Source organism: Sulfitobacter sp. (assembly GCF_036960155.1).
GTDB lineage: Bacteria > Pseudomonadota > Alphaproteobacteria > Rhodobacterales > Rhodobacteraceae > Sulfitobacter.
Window position 1 is genome coordinate 78,860 of sequence record NZ_JBALWB010000003.1, and the last position, 21,142, is coordinate 100,001.

Genomic DNA, 21,142 nt, shown 5'->3' on the forward strand with positions numbered 1-21,142 from the left:
CATCGCCCGCCGCATCCCCCTGATTGAACCGGCTGACTTGTAGGTCCGCAACCACCCTGGCAAGCGCATCGCTGTATTGCGCGCGGTCGACGCCGCTGCCACCGTTGAGAGAGTCAGCACCCGCGCCGCCCAGCAGTACGTCATCGCCCGCACCACCGCGCAAATCGTCATCATGGCCCTGACCATAAAGTATGTCGTTGTCGCCCATACCCGACAGCACATCCTTGCCCGCGCGGCCATACAGAACGTCGCCGCCCGCAGCCCCCCAGAGGGTGTTGTTGCTGCCGTCACCGCGCAGATCATCTGCGAAGCTTGTGCCATAGAGGTTCTCGATCAGCTGATAGGCATCGCCCGCCGCATCCCCCTGATTGAACCGGCTGACTTGTAGGTCCGCAACCACACCAGAAAGCGCATCGCTGTATTGCGCGCGGTCCACGCCGCTGCCGCCGTTGAGTAAATCAGCGCCCGCGCCGCCTAGAAGCACGTCATCCCCCGCACCGCCGTAGAGTTCATCATCACCGCGACCGCCTGCCGAGAAATCGTTTCCGGCTTCCGCGCGGATGACATTGTCGTTTTCATCACCTCGGATAACATCATTCCATCTTGTTGCTATCACATTCTCAATGGAAACAAGCTCGTCCGTAAAGGCAACACGCTCTACATCAGCAATTACACCAGACGGCTCACCCCCTCCGACCGCTTCCCTCGTGTTTATGACAAGCATTGCAGAACCGGTAGTTGAACTTAAATCAGCGATCAATCGGCCATCCGCGCCAGAGTAGTCTATCGTATCAGCGCCTAAACCTCCATCGACGCTATCATTTCCATCGGAATGGATAATCCAATCATCTCCGCCCAAAGCACTTATTTTTTCGGAACTCTGAACACCAGCGAGAACGTTTGAATCATCACTTGCAGCGCCGTCCAATGAACTCATTTTGAGGTTGGGAAAAAGGTCAAAGACCTTCTGTTGCGCCGCTTGGAATTTATCAGCGGTCCATTCGAACACGCCATTTTTGACCTCGGCAGCAGCACTGAATCCCTGCTTAATTTTTGTATCGAAATGATTGTCCCAAACTTTGTCTAGCTCTCCTTGAACCGCGTCAGCATAAAAATAGCTCGCCACGCCTCCGATAACGATACCCACCGCAATAAGTGGGAGAGCAGCCGTTCCAAGGATTAACCCTGCCCCAACTGCGACAGCAACACCCGCAGTCGCAGTGACACCATAACCGGCAACTGTACCGGTCACCAAGTCTTGAAATTCATCGGCAGCTTCATCGGATGACTTGGCATTAATAACATCCAGAGACTCTATCGCAGCATTCAGGAACCAAAGCTTTTTTTGAATTTCCTTTATGTCCTTAGCCTCAAAGTTCAATACAGATAGGTTTCCGGCGAGTTTCACTTTTTTCTCTGTCAGCTTGACAGTCCCATCCGAAGGTGAAGCATAGCTGTCATCAAGGCCAAAATTGAAGCGCCGCCCGTCAGCGACGGAGAAAGTGTCTTCCAAAATGCCTAGTGCCCGTTTACCTTCTTCTTCCAACCGAGACTGCGCTTCCAATACCTGCGCAATAAGCAGAGCCTTCTGATCAGAAGAGTCCCTTACAGTACCATTCACAACGCGATTGGGATCAAACTCCGCCCCATTCGCACTTTTGACAGACAGCCTCACCTGCTCATCCGCAATGCTTACAGAATTAAAGAAAGTGGGAATGTCGATAGTACCGTTACTCGAACCCGCTTTAATTACTGTGGAGCCCTGATGATATTGGGCCTGAACCGCGGAAGAGGCACCGTTTGCCAGCTGATAGCTAACTTCGACATCCGAGCTTGTAGGTTGGTCTAGCCTTAGTTCAAATTGCAGCACCTCACCTTCAACTGCTGATGCATCTCTGACGGAAAGGTTTGGTAGTTTTTGACTAACTAGCGTATTTTGAATTTCTCCTTCGGCTGCTGATCGAACCAATTCTCCATAGTTCACTCCAAGTACCTGCAGCTTCATAAATTCAGTGACTTCGTTTTCTGCGTCTAAACTTGTCGCAATACGAATTTCACCTGTTTTCGTACCCTTTACGATTGTCGCCGTTGCCGAGGTTGTTCCATCATAGTCACCCCGGGCATGAGTAGCAGAGGCCCCCCATGTACGATACTCAATCTGAATGTCTCGGTCCGTCTCCTGATCCAGTGTTACTTGGAACACAAGATCGTCGCCTTCGGCTGCCTGTGCATCTGAGACCGTTATCTTTGGTTGAGGCAAATTATAAATTTTCTGTGTGGCATTAAATTCAATAAGGTCAGCGTATTCCGACGTACCCTTGGCAAATTTAATAGTGTTTTCGGCGCTACCTGATCCATATGTCTGAAGCACTTTGGATGTTTGGAAATGCAAATGGTATCCGGTGGTTAGGCCCGTCAAGCCAATTTCGCCGACGACGTCACCTTTGGTTACCATAGCACCAATTGCAACTGGAATTGAATCTTTTTCCAAGTGCAGATAGGTCGCATAAAATTCATTTGCTTTGCCAGCATTGAATTGGATTGTAATGAAGTTTCCCATATTACTGCTTCCAGCAGTATCATGAGGAACGGACTCTCTCATATCAATAACAACCCCATCCGCTACTGCTAGCACTTCACTATAACGTCGCAGACCAAAGTCCCATCCAGAGGCAAAATCACCGTTATGCGAATAAGTGCCATTTGGATATTGGGTAATCCATACTGAATGAACGTCGGTATCAAATGGATAGGGGATAACAATATCAGCACTGTCGGCTACAGTTGGGATATTTTTTCCATTATCAAAGATAAAACCTTTTCCCGTTCCGTCCGCTATCTGAGCACCAGATACACTCACAATTTTCAAACTCATTGTGTCGGTAGCATCAGCCACACCATCTTCACGTGTCTGTATTCGGACTTCTGCCGAATTGCTTCCTTTGGGAATTACCAGAGTCGACCCAGCGGTGCCGAAATAGTCGCCCCCCGCCTGGCTCGCCGACCCCACAAGCGTCTGATATAAAATACTTATATCTTCACTTGCAACCTTGTCCAATGTGATCTTGAAGCGAAGCGTCCCGCCTTCCGTTGCCGTCGCATCCGCGATGCTGATCCGTGGCGGGTTCGAGGCAGTATCGTTGTCATAGATCGTGCCACTCGCCGTGCTATCAATGATCGTGCCGTATGACGTCCCGCTCAGCTTCAAACCAGTCGTCTCGGTACCCTCAACAGCGCTGTCATCCGTGGTTCTGACATTGATGACTGCGCTGGTCGCGCCCTCGCGGATGGTGATCGAACTGCCGGTCGTGCCTAGATAATCGCCCGCCGCAGAACTCGCGCTGCCAGTCGTGGTATAATAGCTCAGCGTAAAATCCTTGTCCGCCGCGCGGTCCAAGGTCACACGGTACGCAAGCGTCCCGCCTTCCGTTGCCGTCGCATCCGCGATGCTGATCCGTGGCGGGTTCGAGGCAGTATCGTTGTCATAGATCGTGCCACTCGCCGTGCTATCAATGATCGTGCCGTATGACGTCCCGCTCAGCTTCAAACCAGTCGTCTCGGTACCCTCAACAGCGCTGTCATCCGTGGTTCTGACATTGATGACTGCGCTGGTCGCGCCCTCGCGGATGGTGATCGAACTGCCGGTCGTGCCTAGATAATCGCCCGCCGCAGAACTCGCGCTGCCAGTCGTGGTATAATAGCTCAGCGTAAAATCCTTGTCCGCCGCGCGGTCCAAGGTCACACGGTACGCAAGCGTCCCGCCTTCCGTTGCCGTCGCATCCGCGATGCTGATCCGTGGCGGGTTCGAGGCAAATCCACCAACCTGAAGCGTAGCAGATACCGCACCAGCAGAACTTGTGCCGTCAGAAGCGTTCGCGACAAGCCTATCAGATGAGCCAACTGGACCTGAAACAAAGTAGGCGTCCGCTAAATCACGAAGGGTGAACTTGATTTCTTGAGACCCTACTGTGACGTTCGCATCTCTGTGGAATCCTGCGGTATACCCAGATGGAATAACCCTACCCGCCACCTCAATATAACCGCCACCGCTGCTCTCGTCTCGGAACCAGATGGCGTCAATATCCGCACCCCCGTCCGGATCAGACAAATTTACCAAGCTCAAGAGTGAGGATTTCTCACCGGGTTTAAAGTTACCAAATGATTTGAACGAAATACTAGGAATAGCCATTGAAATCCTCGAATCAGTAAAGTTTGCACCACACTTGGCTATCGCCTGCAATATGGAAAGTCCCTAGTGCTTCTCGTGACTTGAATTAAGTGTTCATCTTGCAATCCTAACGTACAAGCACCACGTATTCCGTATTGGCAATATAAGGCACAATTCATGGCTTCATTCAGCGGCTTCATCCGCAAATCCCCCGACGCACGCTTGGCGGTATTCCTAAATGCAAAAGGGGTTCATGCCCCCGATGACTTTAATTGGCAAAGCGAGGGGCGCGGAACGAAGCTTGTGAATGACATAAACGGCCTCATTGCCGAACTGCCGGAGGGTACCCAAGATCGCGTAAAAGCGGAACTGGATCACCTCGCCAGCTTGGCCACGCCCCAAACCATGACCGCAGCGGAACAAGTTTGCACCGCCCAGCGCATTGATCTGGAGGGATTGCAAGGCATTCAGGACGTCCTATTGATGCTGGCAATAGACCACCCCAAAACACTGGAACGCGTTGCTGCACAGGCCTCTTTGATGCAGCGTACGGGGGGCAAGAATTGGTCCGCCTTTCAATTCGAGGATGACGGCGAACCTTGGGCGCTGGGCGATGACATTGCCCGCGCAGGTTTTGTAACCGATGCCATTGCCCTTTTGAACCTGCCAGAACACCGCAAACGCGAAGCGGACTGGTACACCTCAATTCGCGTGCACCCTATTACGGGCGAAGAAACAGAAGTCTTGCAAGCAACAATATATGTCGAAGCGCGTGCCGAAAGTGAACTGACCTTTGGGCCATCTGAAGGGTTGGAACGGCAAGTGTTTCAACGTGTTTTGGAAGTCGGAATCGCCTGCAATGCAAAAGAACGGATTGTGGAAATCTGCGCCAATGGTGGCAAGAAAATACGCGATCAATACGCCTCATCCTTTGCCAAGCACTTTGCCCCTCAGTCTGCACCACCTGTCGAGGCTCCGCGACGGGACGTGTTGCTAAACGCACTGCTTTCAAATCCCAGCTTTCCAACGGAACCGGCGGACGGCATTGCAAAGGTCCAAGTTTCGTCTCTTGAATTTTATTCTGTAGGTGGCGGCTTTGCGCGTTTTGAGCATCTCGGGGATGATGAAACCATCTACCAATTCCTTGAACGCCAGTTTGGCGCGCAATCTCCAATTCATTCAACGGGCTGGACGATAACTGGCGCAACACTTCGGATCATGCAAACACCCGAAGACGGTACGGGCCTGTCGGTTAGCGATGATAACCAGTGTCGGTTTCTAACGATCTCAGGTGATAGATTTAATGCGGCTCAGCACGGTCGATGCTGCTGAAGGCGTTTTCGAACATTGGCTATCCTGCTGTTTTTCAACAGAGTAGTTTTAGATGTTACAAGGGGCAACGGGGAACTGGGCGCTGGGCAGTACTGAGCAATAGATTTACCGAAGAGGTTCATGAGATGGGGTTGGGGTGTAAGCTTTGAAAAGCTGTCTGCAGAAATTTTACCGCTGCAAACCTTATCATTTCTTATCATTTACAAACGTGCTTCGAGGAGTGTTACGCATAGTAACAGCACAGCGAACGAGGTGAGCTGCCTTAAAGAGGCTGTTAAAGTTGCAATTTGTAACTTGTCTTCAAAATGGATGAAGATGCGGTGACTGTTCTGCCAATTACCGTAAAAAAGTGGCAAGGCTAAGGGCCTACTTCTGGCGGGATCACAATGCTTCAGGACTGTCGTGAAAGCGCCAAAGGCGCTGGTGCGCGATAGCTAGGTTATCTATTAAAAATTAGGTGCAACGTGCTGTGGGGGCATCTCAGAAGCGTTTATTAAATGCTAATCGAAGATTTTTATCTCTAGTAGGTGACTCTGGTTCCCGTTGGTAAGATAATCATTAATGTGAAGCCTATGGCTAGATATATATATTGGCCAGAAATTTAGGACAGGCTTATCCATTCATTTGTCAGGATTGTTAGGACAGTCTGGGTCTGTTTGCACTAGCACAACACCTTTCTTTGGCACGATTTTTAGGACAGGCTGTCCTAATTTTCTTGCTGGGGTTCTGATTTTTTCGTAAAATCGAAGGTGGGTTTAGAGCCATCACAAGGCAGGTGTGTTAAACGCCATTCTGTCGCCCGCCCTTTACCTTCCACACCCAAGGCATGCTGTTTAACCGCTACAATAAACCCTCTGTTTTCAAGCACCTTAAAGTAAGCGAGAGCGGTATCTTTTGTGCAATTCAGGCGCTCGGCTGCTTGGCGCGAGGATAGGTATATTTTGCCATTGTTGTAACCTTTGAACCTAGCAATCAATTCAAAAAATAGAGATCGTGGGCCGACCTTTAGTGATCTGTAGGCTGGATGGTTGAAAACGCTATGGTCAATCATAATGAACTTCGATTTCGAGCCTCGTTTTCCTTGCGGGCGTGTCATTTCTTAAATCCAGCTCTGAGCGCGTCGTTCCAATCCTGGCCGATTGGAGCCGGCATAAGGGATACAGACCAACCTGCTGCCTTCGCGCGATTTGCTAGTATTTTGCCAGAGTGCGCTCCTGAACCGCTGTCGTCGCTGTCGGTTGCAATAATCAAGCGTCCAGCATGCTTTGGCAGTACCAATGACTTCATTCCGCTAGTGGACAATGCAGCCCAGACCTCATGTGGGCCATCTAATATTCCGCTCAGCAAGCTCAAGCCGGTTTCAATGCCCTCACACACGACAAGGGGACCACTGGATGCTGACAAGCGCACTGCACCACCTCTACATGGCCCTAACATCATCTTAGCGGAGCCCGTCAGGCGTTGGCCTCTCTTAGTGAAGAATGTGCGGTGAACGCCTCCTGTCGGAACAACGTTCCCGATCATCGCAGAGCAGATGCCTCGGCTGGGTGTGTGGTACGCGTTTTCTATCCAACGCAATGAAGTGGGTAAGTGGCAACCTATGCCGCGCGATCTGAGGTAGGCTTCTCCTTGCGAGTTGATGATCGTCTTGCTTGATTTCCAAAGAGCTCTAGAGCGTGCTCTTGTTTTTGCGGCTTTTTCAATCTGTGCTGAATGGTTTTCCTGTGCCACGGCGGGACTGTAGTCGCCAACACTGCCGACAATGCCTGCCGCGGTCATAATTGAACGAAAGCCACAGCCGCCTTTCTTGCAGTGAAGCAAAAGCTTTTGAATGCCATCGCTGATTGTCAAAGCATCCTGATTATCAAGGCGCTCAACTTGGCAGACTGGGCAAGGGGCGACGCCGTAGGCTCCGTGCCATCGTCCATTAAGGTGTTGTGTTAATATTTTGGGACCAATTTGCGGCCGGTTTTTTTGGGAGTAGTCATGGGCAATAGTCTCCTGCTCGGCCAAGGCCGTTTTCAGAAAAGCACGTGTTAGGTGCAATACAAGTTGGGAAGTTGCTGCGATTGGGGTGCTTAGTTGATCAGCCGGAAAGTGGTCCAGTTTAAGTGGGGTGCAGTGAAACGACTTTGGCGGTCGTTAAAAATTCTAAGTTTTCAGGCTTTCGAGGGCGTTCGCAGTGGTTAGGTTGGAATAGATAAATTTAGAATAGGCACTGAATCTATCCTGGATGCTTCACAGCGCTTTAATCGCAGCATCTACCTCGCTCTCATTCCAGTACAGTTTCGATCCGATCTTCACTGGTTTTGGCAAACGCTTAGCCTTAACATCACCGTAGATCGTAGTGCGTCCACGATTTCCTAATTTGGCTCTTAATTGCCGCATGTTGACGTAGTTCAATTTGTCTCTCCGTGTTCAGTTATGTTCTGACCTAAACATGGCCGTTCGGAGAGTGGCAGATCAAGTTCTCTATTGTGACACTCTATGTGACACTTGAAGGTGCTTGGCTGGTTCTTGATTTTAATTAAGAAAAATCAAATTGTTAATATCTTTGTGTTGTCACAAATTTGATCTAGTTGTGGCGGATTGCAATAATTAGCATTTTCATTTTACGTGGCCTGAACAGGCCTTAGCCGCCGATCGCCGATTGCGCTATCGTGCCGCCCCAAGTGCCTGTGTAAGCCACCTTCCGATCGAAATCGACCGGGCTTTTCCAACCCGGTGCTGAGTGTCGGCGTGGGTTATAGAACCCATTGATGTATTCGAAGATGGCGATCGCTGCCTTGCGCCATGTCTCCCAAGGATGCCGGCAGATCAGCTCTGCTTTGATCGTTTTGAAGAACGTCTCAACGGCCGTATTATCATAGCAATTTCCTTTGCCGCTGATTGACACCTTGAAGGTAGTGGATGCAGTGCGGTTCGGAATGCTAGTCGGCTTTTGTCTTCCAGTAGCGATAAAATGCTTGGCGAAGTGCATCGTCGCTCTTTGTTTTGTATTTGGCAAATGACGTCACAAAATTCGCGCTTAAAACCTTGAAGGGAAGGCCTTCTGGTTTGTTAATATAACCATGTAATTCGCAAAATGCCTTTACGTCATAGCTCATCTCTGTCGGCTTTTGGTGCTCAATTTGATCAGTGTCGGAGCTCCATAGAAGCCCCGGAATAGGCCTTTTAAGCGCAAAGTCAGTTGGTAGGTGAACATACGAGGCAAGGGCCTCAATAGTTGGAAGGGAACTTTTGGGCCATAACCATTGGGCACCTGCAAGTCTCTTTTTATCATTATATCTCTGCACTGCGTTAAAGTAGCTTTCGGTGATACCTCTTCCGTTTGCGCTTGGATCGATAAGGTCAGTCGGAGTAATTACCTTCATTTCTTCCGGGTCGATGTGCTGAAAGTATCGACGTGGCGCGTAGTTCGCTGGGTCGTCGCCTTGCCGCTTGCTGTGATCAAAAATCCAATCGGGCGTTTCAACTATAGTTTCTCTCCATTTTACTAGCAAAGCAGTCTTGACGCCCCGAGCACCTATGGCGTCACAGGCAAATCGCCAAAAGGCCCTGATATAAAACCGCTCCGCTCTCCTGCGGTCATCATCTGTCTCAGACAGGTCAAGCAATTCTACAGAGAGATTTGGCATTTGTTGTGCCATAGCAATCCGGTTTTTCTGACTTACCAGGACCAGCTCTTCTCGGTTTTGTTCGCACAAAGACCGTATCCAGCCTCTGATTTGAGCAGCAGGTACGAAATCATCGGGGTTCATGATTGGCTCGTAGGCAAGTTGACAACATTATTGGTCTCACAGCCCGAAACAAATATGCTCCAACGTTCCATTAAAATGCGGCGCTTATCGATTAGGTCAGTGCGGCGGTAAGCCCGCTCTACTTTACTTGCAACAGAGTGAGCTAAGCATTCTTCGGCAACAACTCGTGGGGTATCCGTCTGCTCCTCTACCCAAGTTCGAAAGGATGAGCGGAAGCCATGTGGCCGTGCCTCCATTTTCGCTCGTGACATGTATGCACCCATCGTCGCGTCTGATAATACACCTTTACGCATGCTTGGGAACAAGAAGCCGTCGCGCGCAAAAGGTGAGGCTTGCGTGATCACCCCCAACGCTGCAACAGAAAGGGGGACGAGGAAGTCCTCCGTCCCGCCGCGTCTGCCTTTCATCATATCTGCGGGTATCGTCCAGATCGCCTTTTCCAAGTCGAATTGTTCGATGCGAGCAAAGCGCAACGGGGATGATCTGACAGCGGTTAGGATTAACAGCCGCAATGCCAGTTGTGTGATCGTGCCCTCATCAAGTGTCCGGTAAAAGGCCGGAGTTTCTTTCCATGAAAGAGCGGGGATGTTTTTTACTTTTTTGTCTTGTTGACCTAGCAGCAGCTTTGCCTTTTCGGCGGCTTGCAGGTCCACTGATAGTCCCAGCGCGGCTGCGTGTCGGAAACATAAGTGGAGGCGGCCCAGAGCCTTTACTGCTGTGTCGGGTTTGGTCTTCCAAATCGGGCGAAGAGTATTGCGTATGTCGATCTGATCAATTTCGGAGATGGGCATCTCTCCCAGTTTGGGCAGTACATGCAATTCCAATGGTGACATCCACCGGCCAGCTTTGCCATCCCCTTTGAGGCTTGCCTTGTGGCTCTCGAAGGCATCGGATGCCACATCACGCAAGACATGTAGATTGCGTTGAGAGGCGCGACGATCTGCTTCGCGCTGCTTAATTGGATCTTTGCCCTCTGCGGCGACCCTGCGCCATTTTTCGGCAAGGGTACGGGCTTCCTTCAGGACCACACGGGGGTAGGGGCCAAGCCCCATCTCACGACGTCGCCCGTGTACATGAACACGAAGCACCCACTTTCCATTGTTTTCGTCGGATTTGACAAGCCATAGACTGCCACCGTCACCGTACTTTCCGGCTGGAGCAGATTTTATCGCTATTGCAGCTAGCTTATTTAATCCCCGCGTCATGCAGTCCCCTTATCGGTCCCCCCTATGCCATTTGCATAGGTTGAGACAGTAGTGAACACATTGGGGCACTAAGTGTTAGATAAATATAAGATAAGCAGATTTTAAGGTGCAAGTCAGGACAGGAGTGAACAGCACTTTGGTGCTCCCCGCCCGCACCACTGTTTGCGTATTATTAATTTAAATTCAAGTGGTTGATGATGGTGTTCAAAAGTGAATCCACCCTTTGGTTGGTAGTGCGGATCGAGCAGAAAACGATTTCTAAAATCTCGCGGGCAAATATCATTGTAACACGTTGCAATGATATTGTGTGCCTTTGGGGCGGTTTTCAGCGAAAGGAACTAACGGCGTAGCGTGTAGCCGAGACGCGTGAACTCGGGCTCTTGTCTATGCCGTAGGACATATACGCTTCGCCTGTGCATCAAGTTAGAGCTCATGGCTATTTCTTCGCACATGCCAGTTTGGTGGTTGAACTGTTTGTTTTGGTGGTGTGTGTTAACATGAAGGTCAATAAAATCCCGTTGATGGGCGCCTGCTTTGGTCGAGAAATTAAATCGAACTGGCTTTGATAATTACCAACGAAGTTGCCGTTCTGTCCCATAGCTTAAAGGGTGGAAAACAGAAGTTCGCTGCGCCTAGGTCAATTTATTCCAATGCGGACGTTCACTAAGGGCGACGTTGGGTCTTCAATCTTGATTTGGAAGACTTCTTCCCAAGTATCAATTTCGGGCGCGTGCGCTGCTATTTCATGAAAACAAGAATTTGGCACTTAACCCAGATGTTGCCACCGTCATTGCGCAGACTCTGTGGCGTTCGGTGCTCTTGTCGCCGATGTTCGAGCATTGCGCGATAGTGAGGAAAATCTAAAGGCAAAGATTGATGCGCTAGAAGCTCAAGACAAAGACCGGATGCGGTGGCTATCGGTGCGTTAGGTGCCGCTGTGATTGCTTTGGGTTCCTACATTTGGGCATTCAAGGTGGACAATTGATAAAAGTCTACTTCGCGCGGTTTGCTAGTTTTTACTCCAAGGCAAACGCCCGCCTCTGTCAGTTCAGGGGTGGGCATTTTGCGTTTTGATGGTTCTATTATTGAATGGAAGACTTCGCCCTAAATCAGGACTGCACGTTTCAACGCACGGCATCCGGCTGGCGACAAATTTACACGTTTACATGGTTTTGAAATTGCAGCGGTGATTTCTGCTCTGAAAATGCTGCGCGGACTTTGCCAGGGCGCAAGAGCCTGAAACTGATAGCGAACTCTTTGGCCGCTGATTGGTTGGTATCATGACGGGTTTCATTTTGGTATTGAGATGCCAGCTATATCTTATTGCCCGTGGTGCGGTGTAAAGAAGCAGAATAGTGTGAAGGGGGCGAAGAGATGGCAGCGCACAACCGAGACGACGACGAAGTTTGGATAGTTTACGCATTCGGAGAGTTTGTGGCTCTTCTCGACAGTGAGCGCGATGCTGAGAGTATGTGCTCAATGCTGGGGTCGGGGCACACATGGAAGCACTTCATAGCAAATAGGGGGCGGTAATTGTGAAGCGTCTAGTTCTGGTCGGGGTGCCCCGCGAAGTGGCACAACAACCTTGCATGGTCTTTTGTGTAGCGCTGGGAACGTCAATGATTTCTGCGAAGAACCTAGTTATTTAGGATTTATGTTTCGGAGCTGGACGCGAGGTGTGGGGCGTTGGAAGGCTCATACTTTTGACTTTCACGATACACTTGCGGATTTTGCAGATCGCCAACGGGGTTACATCCTTTCGGAATTGGAACATAGGCTTAATTCCAAGAACATATAGCCAGAATGAGGAGGCATCAGGAAGCTGAGTATTCGCGAGTGCAGCGAAAGTCGGCAATGAACCAAAACTGTCAGGTGTTGCTCGATGAACCGATGACTGCTTTAGTGATCCATCGAATGGATGGCCGCACCAAGCTTGTCTGGGTTTCGCATAATGTAGAGCCACGCAATCTTTCCGTTTCGGCACGGTGCTAGCGTGGTAACAGAGTCCAAGAGCCCGTAATGGTAGCGCAGGAACGCTGGTTTCCCATTCACCATTGATACCCGTGTGCTCCAGCCTTGTTCGCTTTGGGCTTTTTCATATTGCGCTCGAAGTACTTGAACAATTTCGTCGCCGCCGATCAACGGACGCCGCGCCGCGCGTTTCTTCGCACCACCGTCAGTGATCGCAATGGAGTCGGGTGTAAACAATGCAAGCGCTTCGTCAAAATTCTGCGCCATGATCGCGGAAAAGAAACGCTGACTTAATTCGGCGACCTCTTCGGGTGTGGCGTCAAACCGCGGGCCAGAGGTCTGCAGTTTCTTTTGTGAGCGGCTAACAAGCTGGCGGCAAGCCGCTTCGGTTGTGCCGAGGGTGGCAGCGATTTCTGGATAACTGGCGTCGAACGCCTCTCTGAGGATAAACGCTGCGCGCTCTTTTTCCGTCAGGCGCTCCATTGCCCAAAGCAACGCCAACTCGCATTCCTGAGCAAGCTCAAAATGAGGGGGCGTCATTTCGGCGTCAGATTGAATAAGAGGCTCAGGAAGCCATGGGCCGACATATACCTCGCGGTGACGGTGCGCAGATCGCAGCGTGTCAATCGCCACATTTGTAGCAACGCGACGGAGCCAAGCCTGCGGATTGTCAATGTGGGCCGTGTCAGCCGCGGCCCACTTCAACCAAGTATCCTGGACTGCGTCCTCGGCTCCCGCACGTTCACCAAGCATACGGTAGCACAATGAAAACAGCTTTGTGCGCTCTGCCGCAAACACATCGGAGATTATATTCAACATTGATCCACTACCTGTATTTCTTCTTTTTTGACGCGGACAATGCTACAGGTTTGACCAAAGCCCAACCCGCGTTTCAACACCGGATATATTCGACCACTAGACGCGGCAAAGCTTGTTGCTGCGACGGTGGATGCACCAAAACGCCTTTCGATTTCATCTCGCAATTGGTCTAAATCAAGGGCGTTTGTAATGGCAGCTTGAGCAAACCTGTAACCAAGACCCACATCACCTGCGGCATCGGCATGCCCTTGCAGGCAAAGAGCAAGCTGATCTGAGGGAACTTGCGCCTCAAGGGCCATATCGACAACTAGCTGCACGCATGGCCCACAATCCCCTTCCTGCGTTGACCCAAGCAATGCACCCGCCCAGACATTGACGCCCTCTTTTGGCCCCCGAAACTGACTGTAGATTGGAAGCATGGCCAACCGTATCCCAGCCGCAGATGATGTATCAATGACATGAGTCATATAGCTGGTGTCGTAATCGTATCGCTTTGCGAAGCGCTTTGTTCCCATTTTTAGAAGAGACCGGATCATGATTTTGTCCTTGGTTTTTGAAAGTTGAGTGCCACGAATAGTCCGATAAGAGCTGGCAATTGGATGCCAACAAGGTTCGTTAAGGATATGATATCTATGGGAAGACCACGATGCAGCCAAATCCAAATATGAAATAGTGCATGAAGGACAAGCCAGGAAGCGCCACATATTCCAGCTGTCTTGTCATATTTGGCACCAGCCCAAATCAAGGCTGCACCGCTTGCCAGATAGGCAAGGGCCACATCCTTTGCAAAATGAAGGTTTAGCGGTCCGGTTGCTGAAACCCCTGGGACATTTTCATACCAATGCTGGGTAGCGCTCCACATATAGCCGGCTGTTCCAATGGAAAGCATGCCAACTGTAATCAATATTGTTCTTTGCATCATCACTCCGAATTTTTTGGGTCCTAGATATATGACGATTCAAACTCAGAGTTTGTGACAGCTTTCAAAAAAGGAGCAGACATTGCCGCATTAGCCGGCAAGGTCAGCTTTGTCCTGTGTGGACGGCTCCTGCTTAGCAAAACATTTCTGATGTGATTTATGTTTGTCAGATGCGGTCTTGTGTCCGGCCTGTTTGCGCGGATCACTTGGCGACTAGCCCTCCCTCTCGTGCATGTTTTCCACAAACCAAGCCCCATTTTGCGTATCGAACAACATGTGTTTAGGACAAAGCACGGTGTGTCTTGGTTTTAGGGTCGACAAAATTTCGATCACTTCATTGGTCTTGCTATCTCTGTGTTTCGGTTTGGCTCAGATTGCTCTGATGCGATAAAGTTGGTTTTTGGTGAGCACAGTCCAAACCATGCGAGCCGTTTTGTTGGCCAAGGCAACGGCTGCGACTTTTCCCTGTTTTCGCGCCATGATATCTGCGAACCATGGGTCACACCGCTCAGGGTTTCTGACAACTGCAGCATGGCGCATTACGACGCCAGTGGGTGCAGGAGCCATCCATCCCATCTGCATGGCCGACGAAGTTTTGGATGCAGAGATTTCGGCTATGTCTGACGATAACAGTAGATCCAGTGCTGCGATAACGGCTGGATGCTTTGACCAAATAGAGTATTTTTTGGGTGCAGGATTGGCTGCGGTTCAGAAATACATGTCGGAAATCATTTGCTCTTCGGATGAGGACCAATTGAAAGCACTGGGTTTGAGGTCATCTGTTTATGACGCATAAGGTGCAGGATCGAACGTGAGTGCTAGTAGATTTGGTTTTCGCGAATCCATAAATCTCGGGATTATAATTTTTGTGGTTTTGCTTGGTTTCGTTTGTGCCTTCGAGTTCCCAGCCAGTCCATTGTTCCTCGACTTGCAGCTTGGACATATTGGGCGTTCTTTTTCGCCTACGCTTGTTGCGATTTCGACCTTTTTGCTCGCCATAGCGCTTGGCAGTCAAGTGACCTTGTTCAGGCAGAACCGACATAGATTACGTTCTGTGTTGCGACCCAATTTAGGACGTGTCGTGAGTGCGGTCGTGTTGGCAGTTCTTTTACCATACTATGTCATCGATTATTTGCCCGTTACGTTTCTTTTCCCTGTGGTTGTTGCTTTGTAGGGAATTGTTTCAGGTCATAGCCCCAAACCAGATACTCTCTTTGCGTTAAAAGGGTTTGTCCTTTTCGGGTGCCCAGCGGCATATGTTTTCGCAAGCCTCATTATTTCCGGGGTACAGTCCCGTTGGGTGCGGGTTGCACTGTTTGGGCAGGTTTGGCTTGGAGCCTACGGTACCGTTCTCTTAGTGATCGGCATCCGGCCTTTCTTATGATGGAATGAAGATTCAATAATTGGGCGGCTAGACATTACTTCGTCTTGCCGCCCAATTATTCGTTCTGGGAGACTAAAAAGGTTGTTAGTCCCGCTTGCCTGCGAAACGTTCCGCCCAGTCTTCGCGCTGATCGTCGGTGATTTTTGCGAATAGCACTTCGGGGACCTCAAACACGTGACCAGCAGGTAGCTGTGCAACGGCGGCAGGCACATCATCTGGCCAACCCGCATCCTCAACCCTCATGCCTGCCAGCATCTTCGCTGCTGCATCGGGGATGAAAGGCGCGGCAAGGGACGCATAAAGCGGGATCAGGTTAAGCGCGAGGCGCACCTGTGCTGCGGCTTTGTCAGGGTCTGTTTTGAACGTGGTCCAAGGTGCTTGTGCTTGTAGGTATTCGTTACCTGCGGCCCAAATTGCGCGCAACTCAGCCGCCGATTTGCGGACTTCCATCTTGTCCATCTGCTCGGCGTAGCGGGCCACACGTTCTGTCAGGTCGGCGATCAATGCGTTCTCGGCCTCACCATATTCTCCAGCCTCGGGCACAGCTTCGCCAAATTTGGCGCGGCAGAATTTTGTGATGCGGCTGACAAAGTTACCCAATACATCCGCGAGGTCCTTGTTTGTATCGGTCTGGAAATTCTCCCACGTAAATTCAGAATCGGATGTTTCTGGCGCATGGGACAGCAACCACCAGCGCCAGTAATCGGCGGGTAGGATTTCCAACGCCTGATCCATAAACACGCCGCGTCCGCGTGAGGTGCTGAACTGGCCTCCGTCATAGTTGAGGTAGTTGAACGATTTGATGTAATCGACCAGTTTCCATGGCTCGTTTGAGCCCATGATTGTCGCGGGGAAGCTGAGCGTGTGGAATGGGACGTTATCCTTGCCCATGAACTGGGTGTACTGGACGTCATCGGCACCTTTGTCGGTGCGCCACCAACGCTCCCAATCGGTGCCTTTGCCTGCATCCACCCATTCCTGCGCACAGGCGATGTATTCGATGGGGGCATCAAACCAGACGTAGAAAACCTTGCCTTCCATGCCGGGCCATTCAGTATCGCCGCGTTTCACAGGCACACCCCACTTCAGATCACGGGTGATACCGCGGTCTCGGAGGCCATCACCGTCGTGCAGCCACTTCTTTGCGATTGATGTGGTCAACACAGGCCAGTCGGCTTTTGAATTGATCCATTCATCAAGGCGGTCCTTGAGGTTGGATTGCTTTAAAAACAGGTGCTTTGTTGCCCGCATTTCCAGATCGGTCGCGCCTGACACGGTTGAGCGTGGGTTGATCAGGTCTTCGGGATCTAGCTGCTTGGTGCAGTTATCACATTGATCGCCGCGCGCGTCTTCAAAGCCACAGTTGGGGCAGGTGCCCTCAACGTAGCGGTCGGGCAAGAAGCGGCCATCGGTTTCGGAATAGATTTGGCTTTGCTCGACTTCCTCTATGAGGCCCTCATCGGCCAAGGCGCCCGCGAAATGCTGGGTAAGGCGTTCGTTTTGATCCGAGGACGAGCGTCCGAAGTGATCAAACGAAAGGCCAAAGCCTTTGGCGATCTCTGCCTGCACAGCGTACATTTCTGCGCAATATTCTTCAACGGGTTTGCCCGCTTTGGCTGCGGCCAATTCGGCGGGTGTGCCATGTTCGTCGGTGGCGCAGAGGAACAGAACCTCGTTGCCGCGCTGGCGCAAATAACGTGCGTATAAATCTGCGGGCAGCTGACTGCCCACCAAATTTCCAAGGTGTTTGATCCCGTTGATATAGGGAATGGCGGAGGTGATGAGGTGACGGGTCATGGAACGGCCTTGTTTCTGCGTTAGGAGGGGGGATAGCGCAAGCAGCGCGCCCACACCAGTGGCTAGAACTTAGTCACGAGGGTAGATCTATGTTCCACTTTTCGCGGAATGTCTGTTTTACACGGGGTAAATCACCGTCGCGATCGGCAAGTAGATACAAGGTTTTGTATGCTGCTCTGCCCTTTTGAGTAATCTGGATGTCTTCGGACGTCTCCCAGTTAAGCCATTCTTTGTCGTTTTTGTAGCGGTTCACTTTGGACACCATCGTAGGGCGAGTTACCTGAGGGTCGTAGTCTTTTGCCAACTCAAAGAGGACGTGATGGCTGATGGGGAAACCAAACCGTTCCCGCGCGTGGGAAGCGGCGATAAGGAGCAGATCGAAGCCTTTGTTGCGGGACCTGATGGGTGGTTTTGCTGCATCGGGCATTAGGATTTTTCTATAGCCATTTATGGTATCTGATGGCCTTTGTTCTTGATCAGTAGGTGTCTGGATGCTCGGAAGGGCAATGCTGTTTGCGGTTGTTGCGTTCGTACTGGAAACACCCGTTGCCTGTGGCAAATGCGCACTATTCTGAGCGGTATTTCCGCCGATGATGTGAAGATATTGTTGCAGCTGTTGCTTTAGTTCGGTAGCTTCCTCCTCAAGCTCTGGCGACAGATCCGGAGCAACGCGCCCAGCAAGGCGTTTTAGAGGCAGTCGATTTTTGTTGAGTAGGTTATTGATTTCACGAATGAGAATCAGAGTTTTTTTGAGCTCTGTATTGGCATGTGTCATCGTCATGCCCTCCCCAACAAGCGCAGTGCCTATCTAAATATACCGCGTCCCAGCGGTAAATAGTGATGCAGATCATGCGGTGCCAAGCCGTATAATTGCATTGCGCAATATCCCATGGCGTGTCGCACCATATCAAACCAAACCAATATTTTAAAATTCTGTAACGAATCTAATCAGGCCTGTTCACCAAGTTGTCATAAGAAGGCTTGGGATGGCAAGTAATATCATTCGATGTCGTATGGTTTGTCTCTATTTGATATCAATTGATATTACGACAACGGGTACTAACTATGTGACAAGATGATCGTACAATATCAAACACCTATCCGAAGATAGAGGGGCTCAAGCTGCATGAGCAATTCTTTTGGAGGAGAATGTGATGAAATGTTGGAAACGAGCTTTTCTAGTTGTTATTTGCATCATGGCGCTGGCCGCGCTGATTTATTCGATGGCGTTCGGCAACCCTGACGCAGAAGCGTTGCATGTGTTGTTGGCAAAGATTGTCGCTCTGTCGTTGGGAGCGTTAGTTTTCTTGTTGGGATTGGACAGATGATCCATTCTTGGGTTCGCGGCTGCGCCCCGTGAGTCGACCCACGACAAAGCTGGTGCGGAGCGCGTTTACAAAGCGGGTGCGGTGGGTTGCAATGCGGCCTGCACGCATCCGTGCGATGCTGAAGATGATTAGCCCTAAATGACCAGCTGCAAGCATGATAAACAAGGCTTTTGGGCCGTAGTTATCTATCAAAATCGACGCGCCGTAGGGGGCTGCAATTGCCCCCATCGCAAACCAGAACATCAGCGCCGCGGATAATTCGACGCGCTCATCTGAACTGGCGAAATCATGGGCGTGTGCCGCCGCGACAGAGTAGATCGGAAAGGTTGTCAGTCCAAATAAACCCGCAGATAGCAAAATACCTGTAAGCCCCCAACTGGCGGTCGTTACTGTAACACCGCAGCTACAAATCGCAGCGACCGATAGCCAGATCAGGACTTTGCGGCGGTCATATTTATCAGCGATCCAGCCAACCGGAAATTGTGCCAAGGCCCCTCCGATGACAAAGGCAGCAAGGAACCATGCGATCTGGCCTGCGCTTAGGCCCATTTCCTGACCGTAAATTGGGCCAACCATTCTGAAAGAGGCGCTTGAGAGGGCGGCGACAATGACGCCCGCCACGGCTAGGGGTGAACGGCCGTAGGCCAATCCGGGGCGCAGGCGTGGGGATTTGGGCGTTTCAGGCTGGGCAACCTTGGTCAAGGTGATGGGCAGCAACGCCGCGCAGCACAGGATCGCTAGAATATTATATGAAATGTAATCGGCAGGAGCCAAAATACCGATCATGCCTTGCGCGGCTAGACTGCCAGACATGTCCACCATGCGGTAGGTGCCCATGGCACGGCCGCGCGTTTCATTGGTAACTTTTGCCTGCAACCATGCTTCAACCACCGTATAACATCCGGCAACGCACAATCCTGATGCGACCCGCATTAGCGCCCAAGCATAGGGATCTATTACCATCATATGAGCAAGTAACCCAATACTGCCCGCAGCGGTAAATGCGGCAAAGGCGCGGCTGTGTCCCACGCTGCCCAGCAATCGAGGGGCAAACCAACACCCAATGAAAAAGCCAAAAAAATGCGCAGAGCCGAGCATGCCGATTTCTTGGCGTGTAAACCCAAGGGCTGTGCCCGAAAGAACATCAAGTGGGCCAACCCCACCAGAAGAAAGCTGCAATAGGACAACTGAAAAAAACAGCGCCGCAAAAGAAATCATCATCCGCATGTCTTCTGAATGATCCTGTTGAGATAAAAAACATAGAGAAATCCGACAAAGCGTGTCGCTTTGTGTCTAAATTCGCATTGGGCATCGAAAACAGGTTGCGACTGGTGATGCGGTGATTAGTGTCTGCGCGAAACTAGGTAGGGGACCGAACAATGCAAATGACTAAACTGGGCCGCACGGGCATCGAAGTATCAAAGTTCTGTTTGGGTTCCATGACTTGGGGGACACAAAATATCACTGCCGAGGGCCACGACCAGATCGATGCGGCGCTGGCTGCTGGGATCAACTTTGTCGACACTGCTGAAATGTATCCGGTCAATCCGCTGAGCGCAGAAACGCAGGGGCGCACCGAAGAGGTGATTGGCGATTGGTTTGCAGCTGGCGGTGCACGTGAACGCATGGTGCTTGCGACCAAACACTCGGGCAACGGGATCGCTTATGTGCGCGAGGGCCGCGACATCACGGCGGCATCCATACCAGAGGCGATCGATGGCTCGCTTGCGCGTCTCAAGACCGATTATATTGATCTCTACCAGTTTCATTGGCCAAATCGCGGCAGCTATATGTTTCGCAAAAACTGGGCCTATGACCCCAGCAGCCAGAACCGCGCGACGACGATGCAAGATATGGAAGACTGCTTGGGGGCATTGCAGATCGAAGTAGACCGTGGACGTATCCGCGCCTTTGGCATGAGCAATGAAAGCGCATGGGGTTTGACGCAATGGGCTAACGCAGCAGAGCGGAGCAGTGGCCCGCGTGTAGCGACCGTGCAAAACGAATATTCCCTCATGTGCAGATTGGCGGATACGGATGTTGCCGAGGCATGTCACAACGAAGACATCGGGATGCTGTCGTTTTCACCTTTGGCCTGTGGCCTGCTGACAGGTAAATATCAGGATGATGCGATGCCGGATGGTTCACGCATGACGCTGAGCCCCGAATTGGGTGGCCGTAAAAATCCGCGTACATTTGAGGCCGTTGCAGCATATTTGGAAGTCGCGCAGAAGCACGGGCTTGATCCTGTTCAGATGGCGATGGCATTTGCGCGGGACCGCCCGTTTATGGCCAGCGTGATATTTGGCGCGACAACAATGGCGCAGCTCGAACTGATCCTTGCGGGTGCTGATCTGGAGCTTGGCGAAGAGGTTATGGCGGACATTGATCTAGCCCATCGTAGCCATCCGATGCCCTACTAAAGGCGTCCGAAGAAAAATTTGGACGTTTTTGGAAA

General features: G+C 51.0%; 15 protein-coding genes and 1 pseudogene. 4 read left to right on the forward strand and 12 right to left on the reverse strand.

Annotation, left to right across the window (positions count from 1 at the left end):
• Window positions 1–4,189, reverse strand: a 4,189-nt coding sequence (locus V7775_RS10400) for a Calx-beta domain-containing protein (protein WP_335751831.1), incomplete at its 3' end; no start/stop codon positions are given.
• Window positions 4,190–4,345: 156 nt separating this feature from the next.
• On the opposite strand from V7775_RS10400, the gene V7775_RS10405 reads away from it, so the two are divergent.
• Window positions 4,346–5,500 (forward strand): hypothetical protein, encoded by a 1,155-nt coding sequence (locus tag V7775_RS10405; RefSeq protein ID WP_335751832.1) that lies wholly within the window; start codon window positions 4,346–4,348, stop codon window positions 5,498–5,500.
• A gap of 706 nt (window positions 5,501–6,206) precedes the next feature.
• Here V7775_RS10405 and V7775_RS10410 read toward each other — a convergent pair.
• The 8 genes and pseudogenes from V7775_RS10410 to V7775_RS10450 all read right to left on the reverse strand — a co-directional run bounded on the left by V7775_RS10410 (window position 6,207) and on the right by V7775_RS10450 (window position 14,175).
• Window positions 6,207–6,596, reverse strand: a complete 390-nt coding sequence (locus tag V7775_RS10410; protein ID WP_335751833.1) for a hypothetical protein — start codon at window positions 6,594–6,596, stop codon at window positions 6,207–6,209.
• Window positions 6,593–7,513 (reverse strand): toprim domain-containing protein, encoded by a 921-nt coding sequence (locus V7775_RS10415; protein WP_335751834.1) that lies wholly within the window; start codon window positions 7,511–7,513, stop codon window positions 6,593–6,595. Before V7775_RS10415 ends, V7775_RS10410 begins: the two co-directional genes overlap by 4 nt.
• Window positions 7,514–8,132: 619 nt before the next feature.
• Window positions 8,133–8,402 (reverse strand): annotated as a pseudogene (locus V7775_RS10425) (IS3 family transposase); the annotation flags it as partial.
• A 28-nt stretch (window positions 8,403–8,430) separates the two neighbouring features.
• On the reverse strand, window positions 8,431–9,261 hold the full coding sequence (locus tag V7775_RS10430) for a hypothetical protein (RefSeq protein ID WP_335751835.1): 831 nt from the start codon (window positions 9,259–9,261) through the stop codon (window positions 8,431–8,433).
• A complete protein-coding gene (locus V7775_RS10435) occupies window positions 9,258–10,466 on the reverse strand; it encodes a tyrosine-type recombinase/integrase (RefSeq protein ID WP_335751836.1) in 1,209 nt (402 codons plus the stop codon). Before V7775_RS10435 ends, V7775_RS10430 begins: the two co-directional genes overlap by 4 nt.
• 1,899 nt (window positions 10,467–12,365) lie before the next feature.
• Window positions 12,366–13,256 (reverse strand): RNA polymerase sigma factor SigJ, encoded by an 891-nt coding sequence (sigJ, locus tag V7775_RS10440; RefSeq protein ID WP_335751837.1) that lies wholly within the window; start codon window positions 13,254–13,256, stop codon window positions 12,366–12,368.
• Window positions 13,250–13,792 carry a hypothetical protein gene (locus V7775_RS10445; RefSeq protein ID WP_335751838.1) on the reverse strand — a complete coding sequence of 181 codons (543 nt, stop codon included), beginning with the start codon at window positions 13,790–13,792 and terminating at the stop codon, window positions 13,250–13,252. The genes sigJ and V7775_RS10445 overlap by 7 nt, the downstream gene beginning before the upstream one ends.
• On the reverse strand, window positions 13,789–14,175 hold the full coding sequence (locus tag V7775_RS10450; protein ID WP_335751839.1) for a hypothetical protein: 387 nt from the start codon (window positions 14,173–14,175) through the stop codon (window positions 13,789–13,791). The genes V7775_RS10445 and V7775_RS10450 overlap by 4 nt, the downstream gene beginning before the upstream one ends.
• A 403-nt stretch (window positions 14,176–14,578) precedes the next feature.
• Between V7775_RS10450 and V7775_RS24730 the strand changes: the two genes are divergently transcribed.
• Window positions 14,579–14,971: a hypothetical protein gene (locus V7775_RS24730; RefSeq protein WP_443070111.1), complete on the forward strand. Its 393-nt coding sequence runs from the start codon at window positions 14,579–14,581 to the stop codon at window positions 14,969–14,971.
• A gap of 672 nt (window positions 14,972–15,643) precedes the next feature.
• On the opposite strand, the gene metG is transcribed toward V7775_RS24730, so the two are convergent.
• Together metG and V7775_RS10465 are read right to left on the reverse strand one after the other, a co-directional pair.
• The gene (gene metG / locus V7775_RS10460) at window positions 15,644–17,356 is read right to left on the reverse strand and encodes a methionine--tRNA ligase (RefSeq protein ID WP_335751840.1); all 1,713 of its coding nucleotides are present in this window, start codon (window positions 17,354–17,356) and stop codon (window positions 15,644–15,646) included.
• A gap of 73 nt (window positions 17,357–17,429) precedes the next feature.
• The gene (locus V7775_RS10465; RefSeq protein ID WP_335751841.1) at window positions 17,430–18,131 is read right to left on the reverse strand and encodes a hypothetical protein; all 702 of its coding nucleotides are present in this window, start codon (window positions 18,129–18,131) and stop codon (window positions 17,430–17,432) included.
• Window positions 18,132–18,510: 379 nt separating this feature from the next.
• On the opposite strand from V7775_RS10465, the gene V7775_RS10470 reads away from it, so the two are divergent.
• Window positions 18,511–18,684 (forward strand): hypothetical protein, encoded by a 174-nt coding sequence (locus tag V7775_RS10470; RefSeq protein WP_335751842.1) that lies wholly within the window; start codon window positions 18,511–18,513, stop codon window positions 18,682–18,684.
• Here the strand turns inward: V7775_RS10470 and V7775_RS10475 are convergent.
• Window positions 18,655–19,911: an MFS transporter gene (locus V7775_RS10475; protein ID WP_335751843.1), complete on the reverse strand. Its 1,257-nt coding sequence runs from the start codon at window positions 19,909–19,911 to the stop codon at window positions 18,655–18,657. The genes V7775_RS10470 and V7775_RS10475 overlap by 30 nt on opposite strands.
• Before the next feature lie 152 nt (window positions 19,912–20,063).
• Between V7775_RS10475 and V7775_RS10480 the strand changes: the two genes are divergently transcribed.
• Window positions 20,064–21,107: an aldo/keto reductase gene (locus tag V7775_RS10480; RefSeq protein WP_335751844.1), complete on the forward strand. Its 1,044-nt coding sequence runs from the start codon at window positions 20,064–20,066 to the stop codon at window positions 21,105–21,107.
• Window positions 21,108–21,142 lie beyond the last annotated feature (35 nt).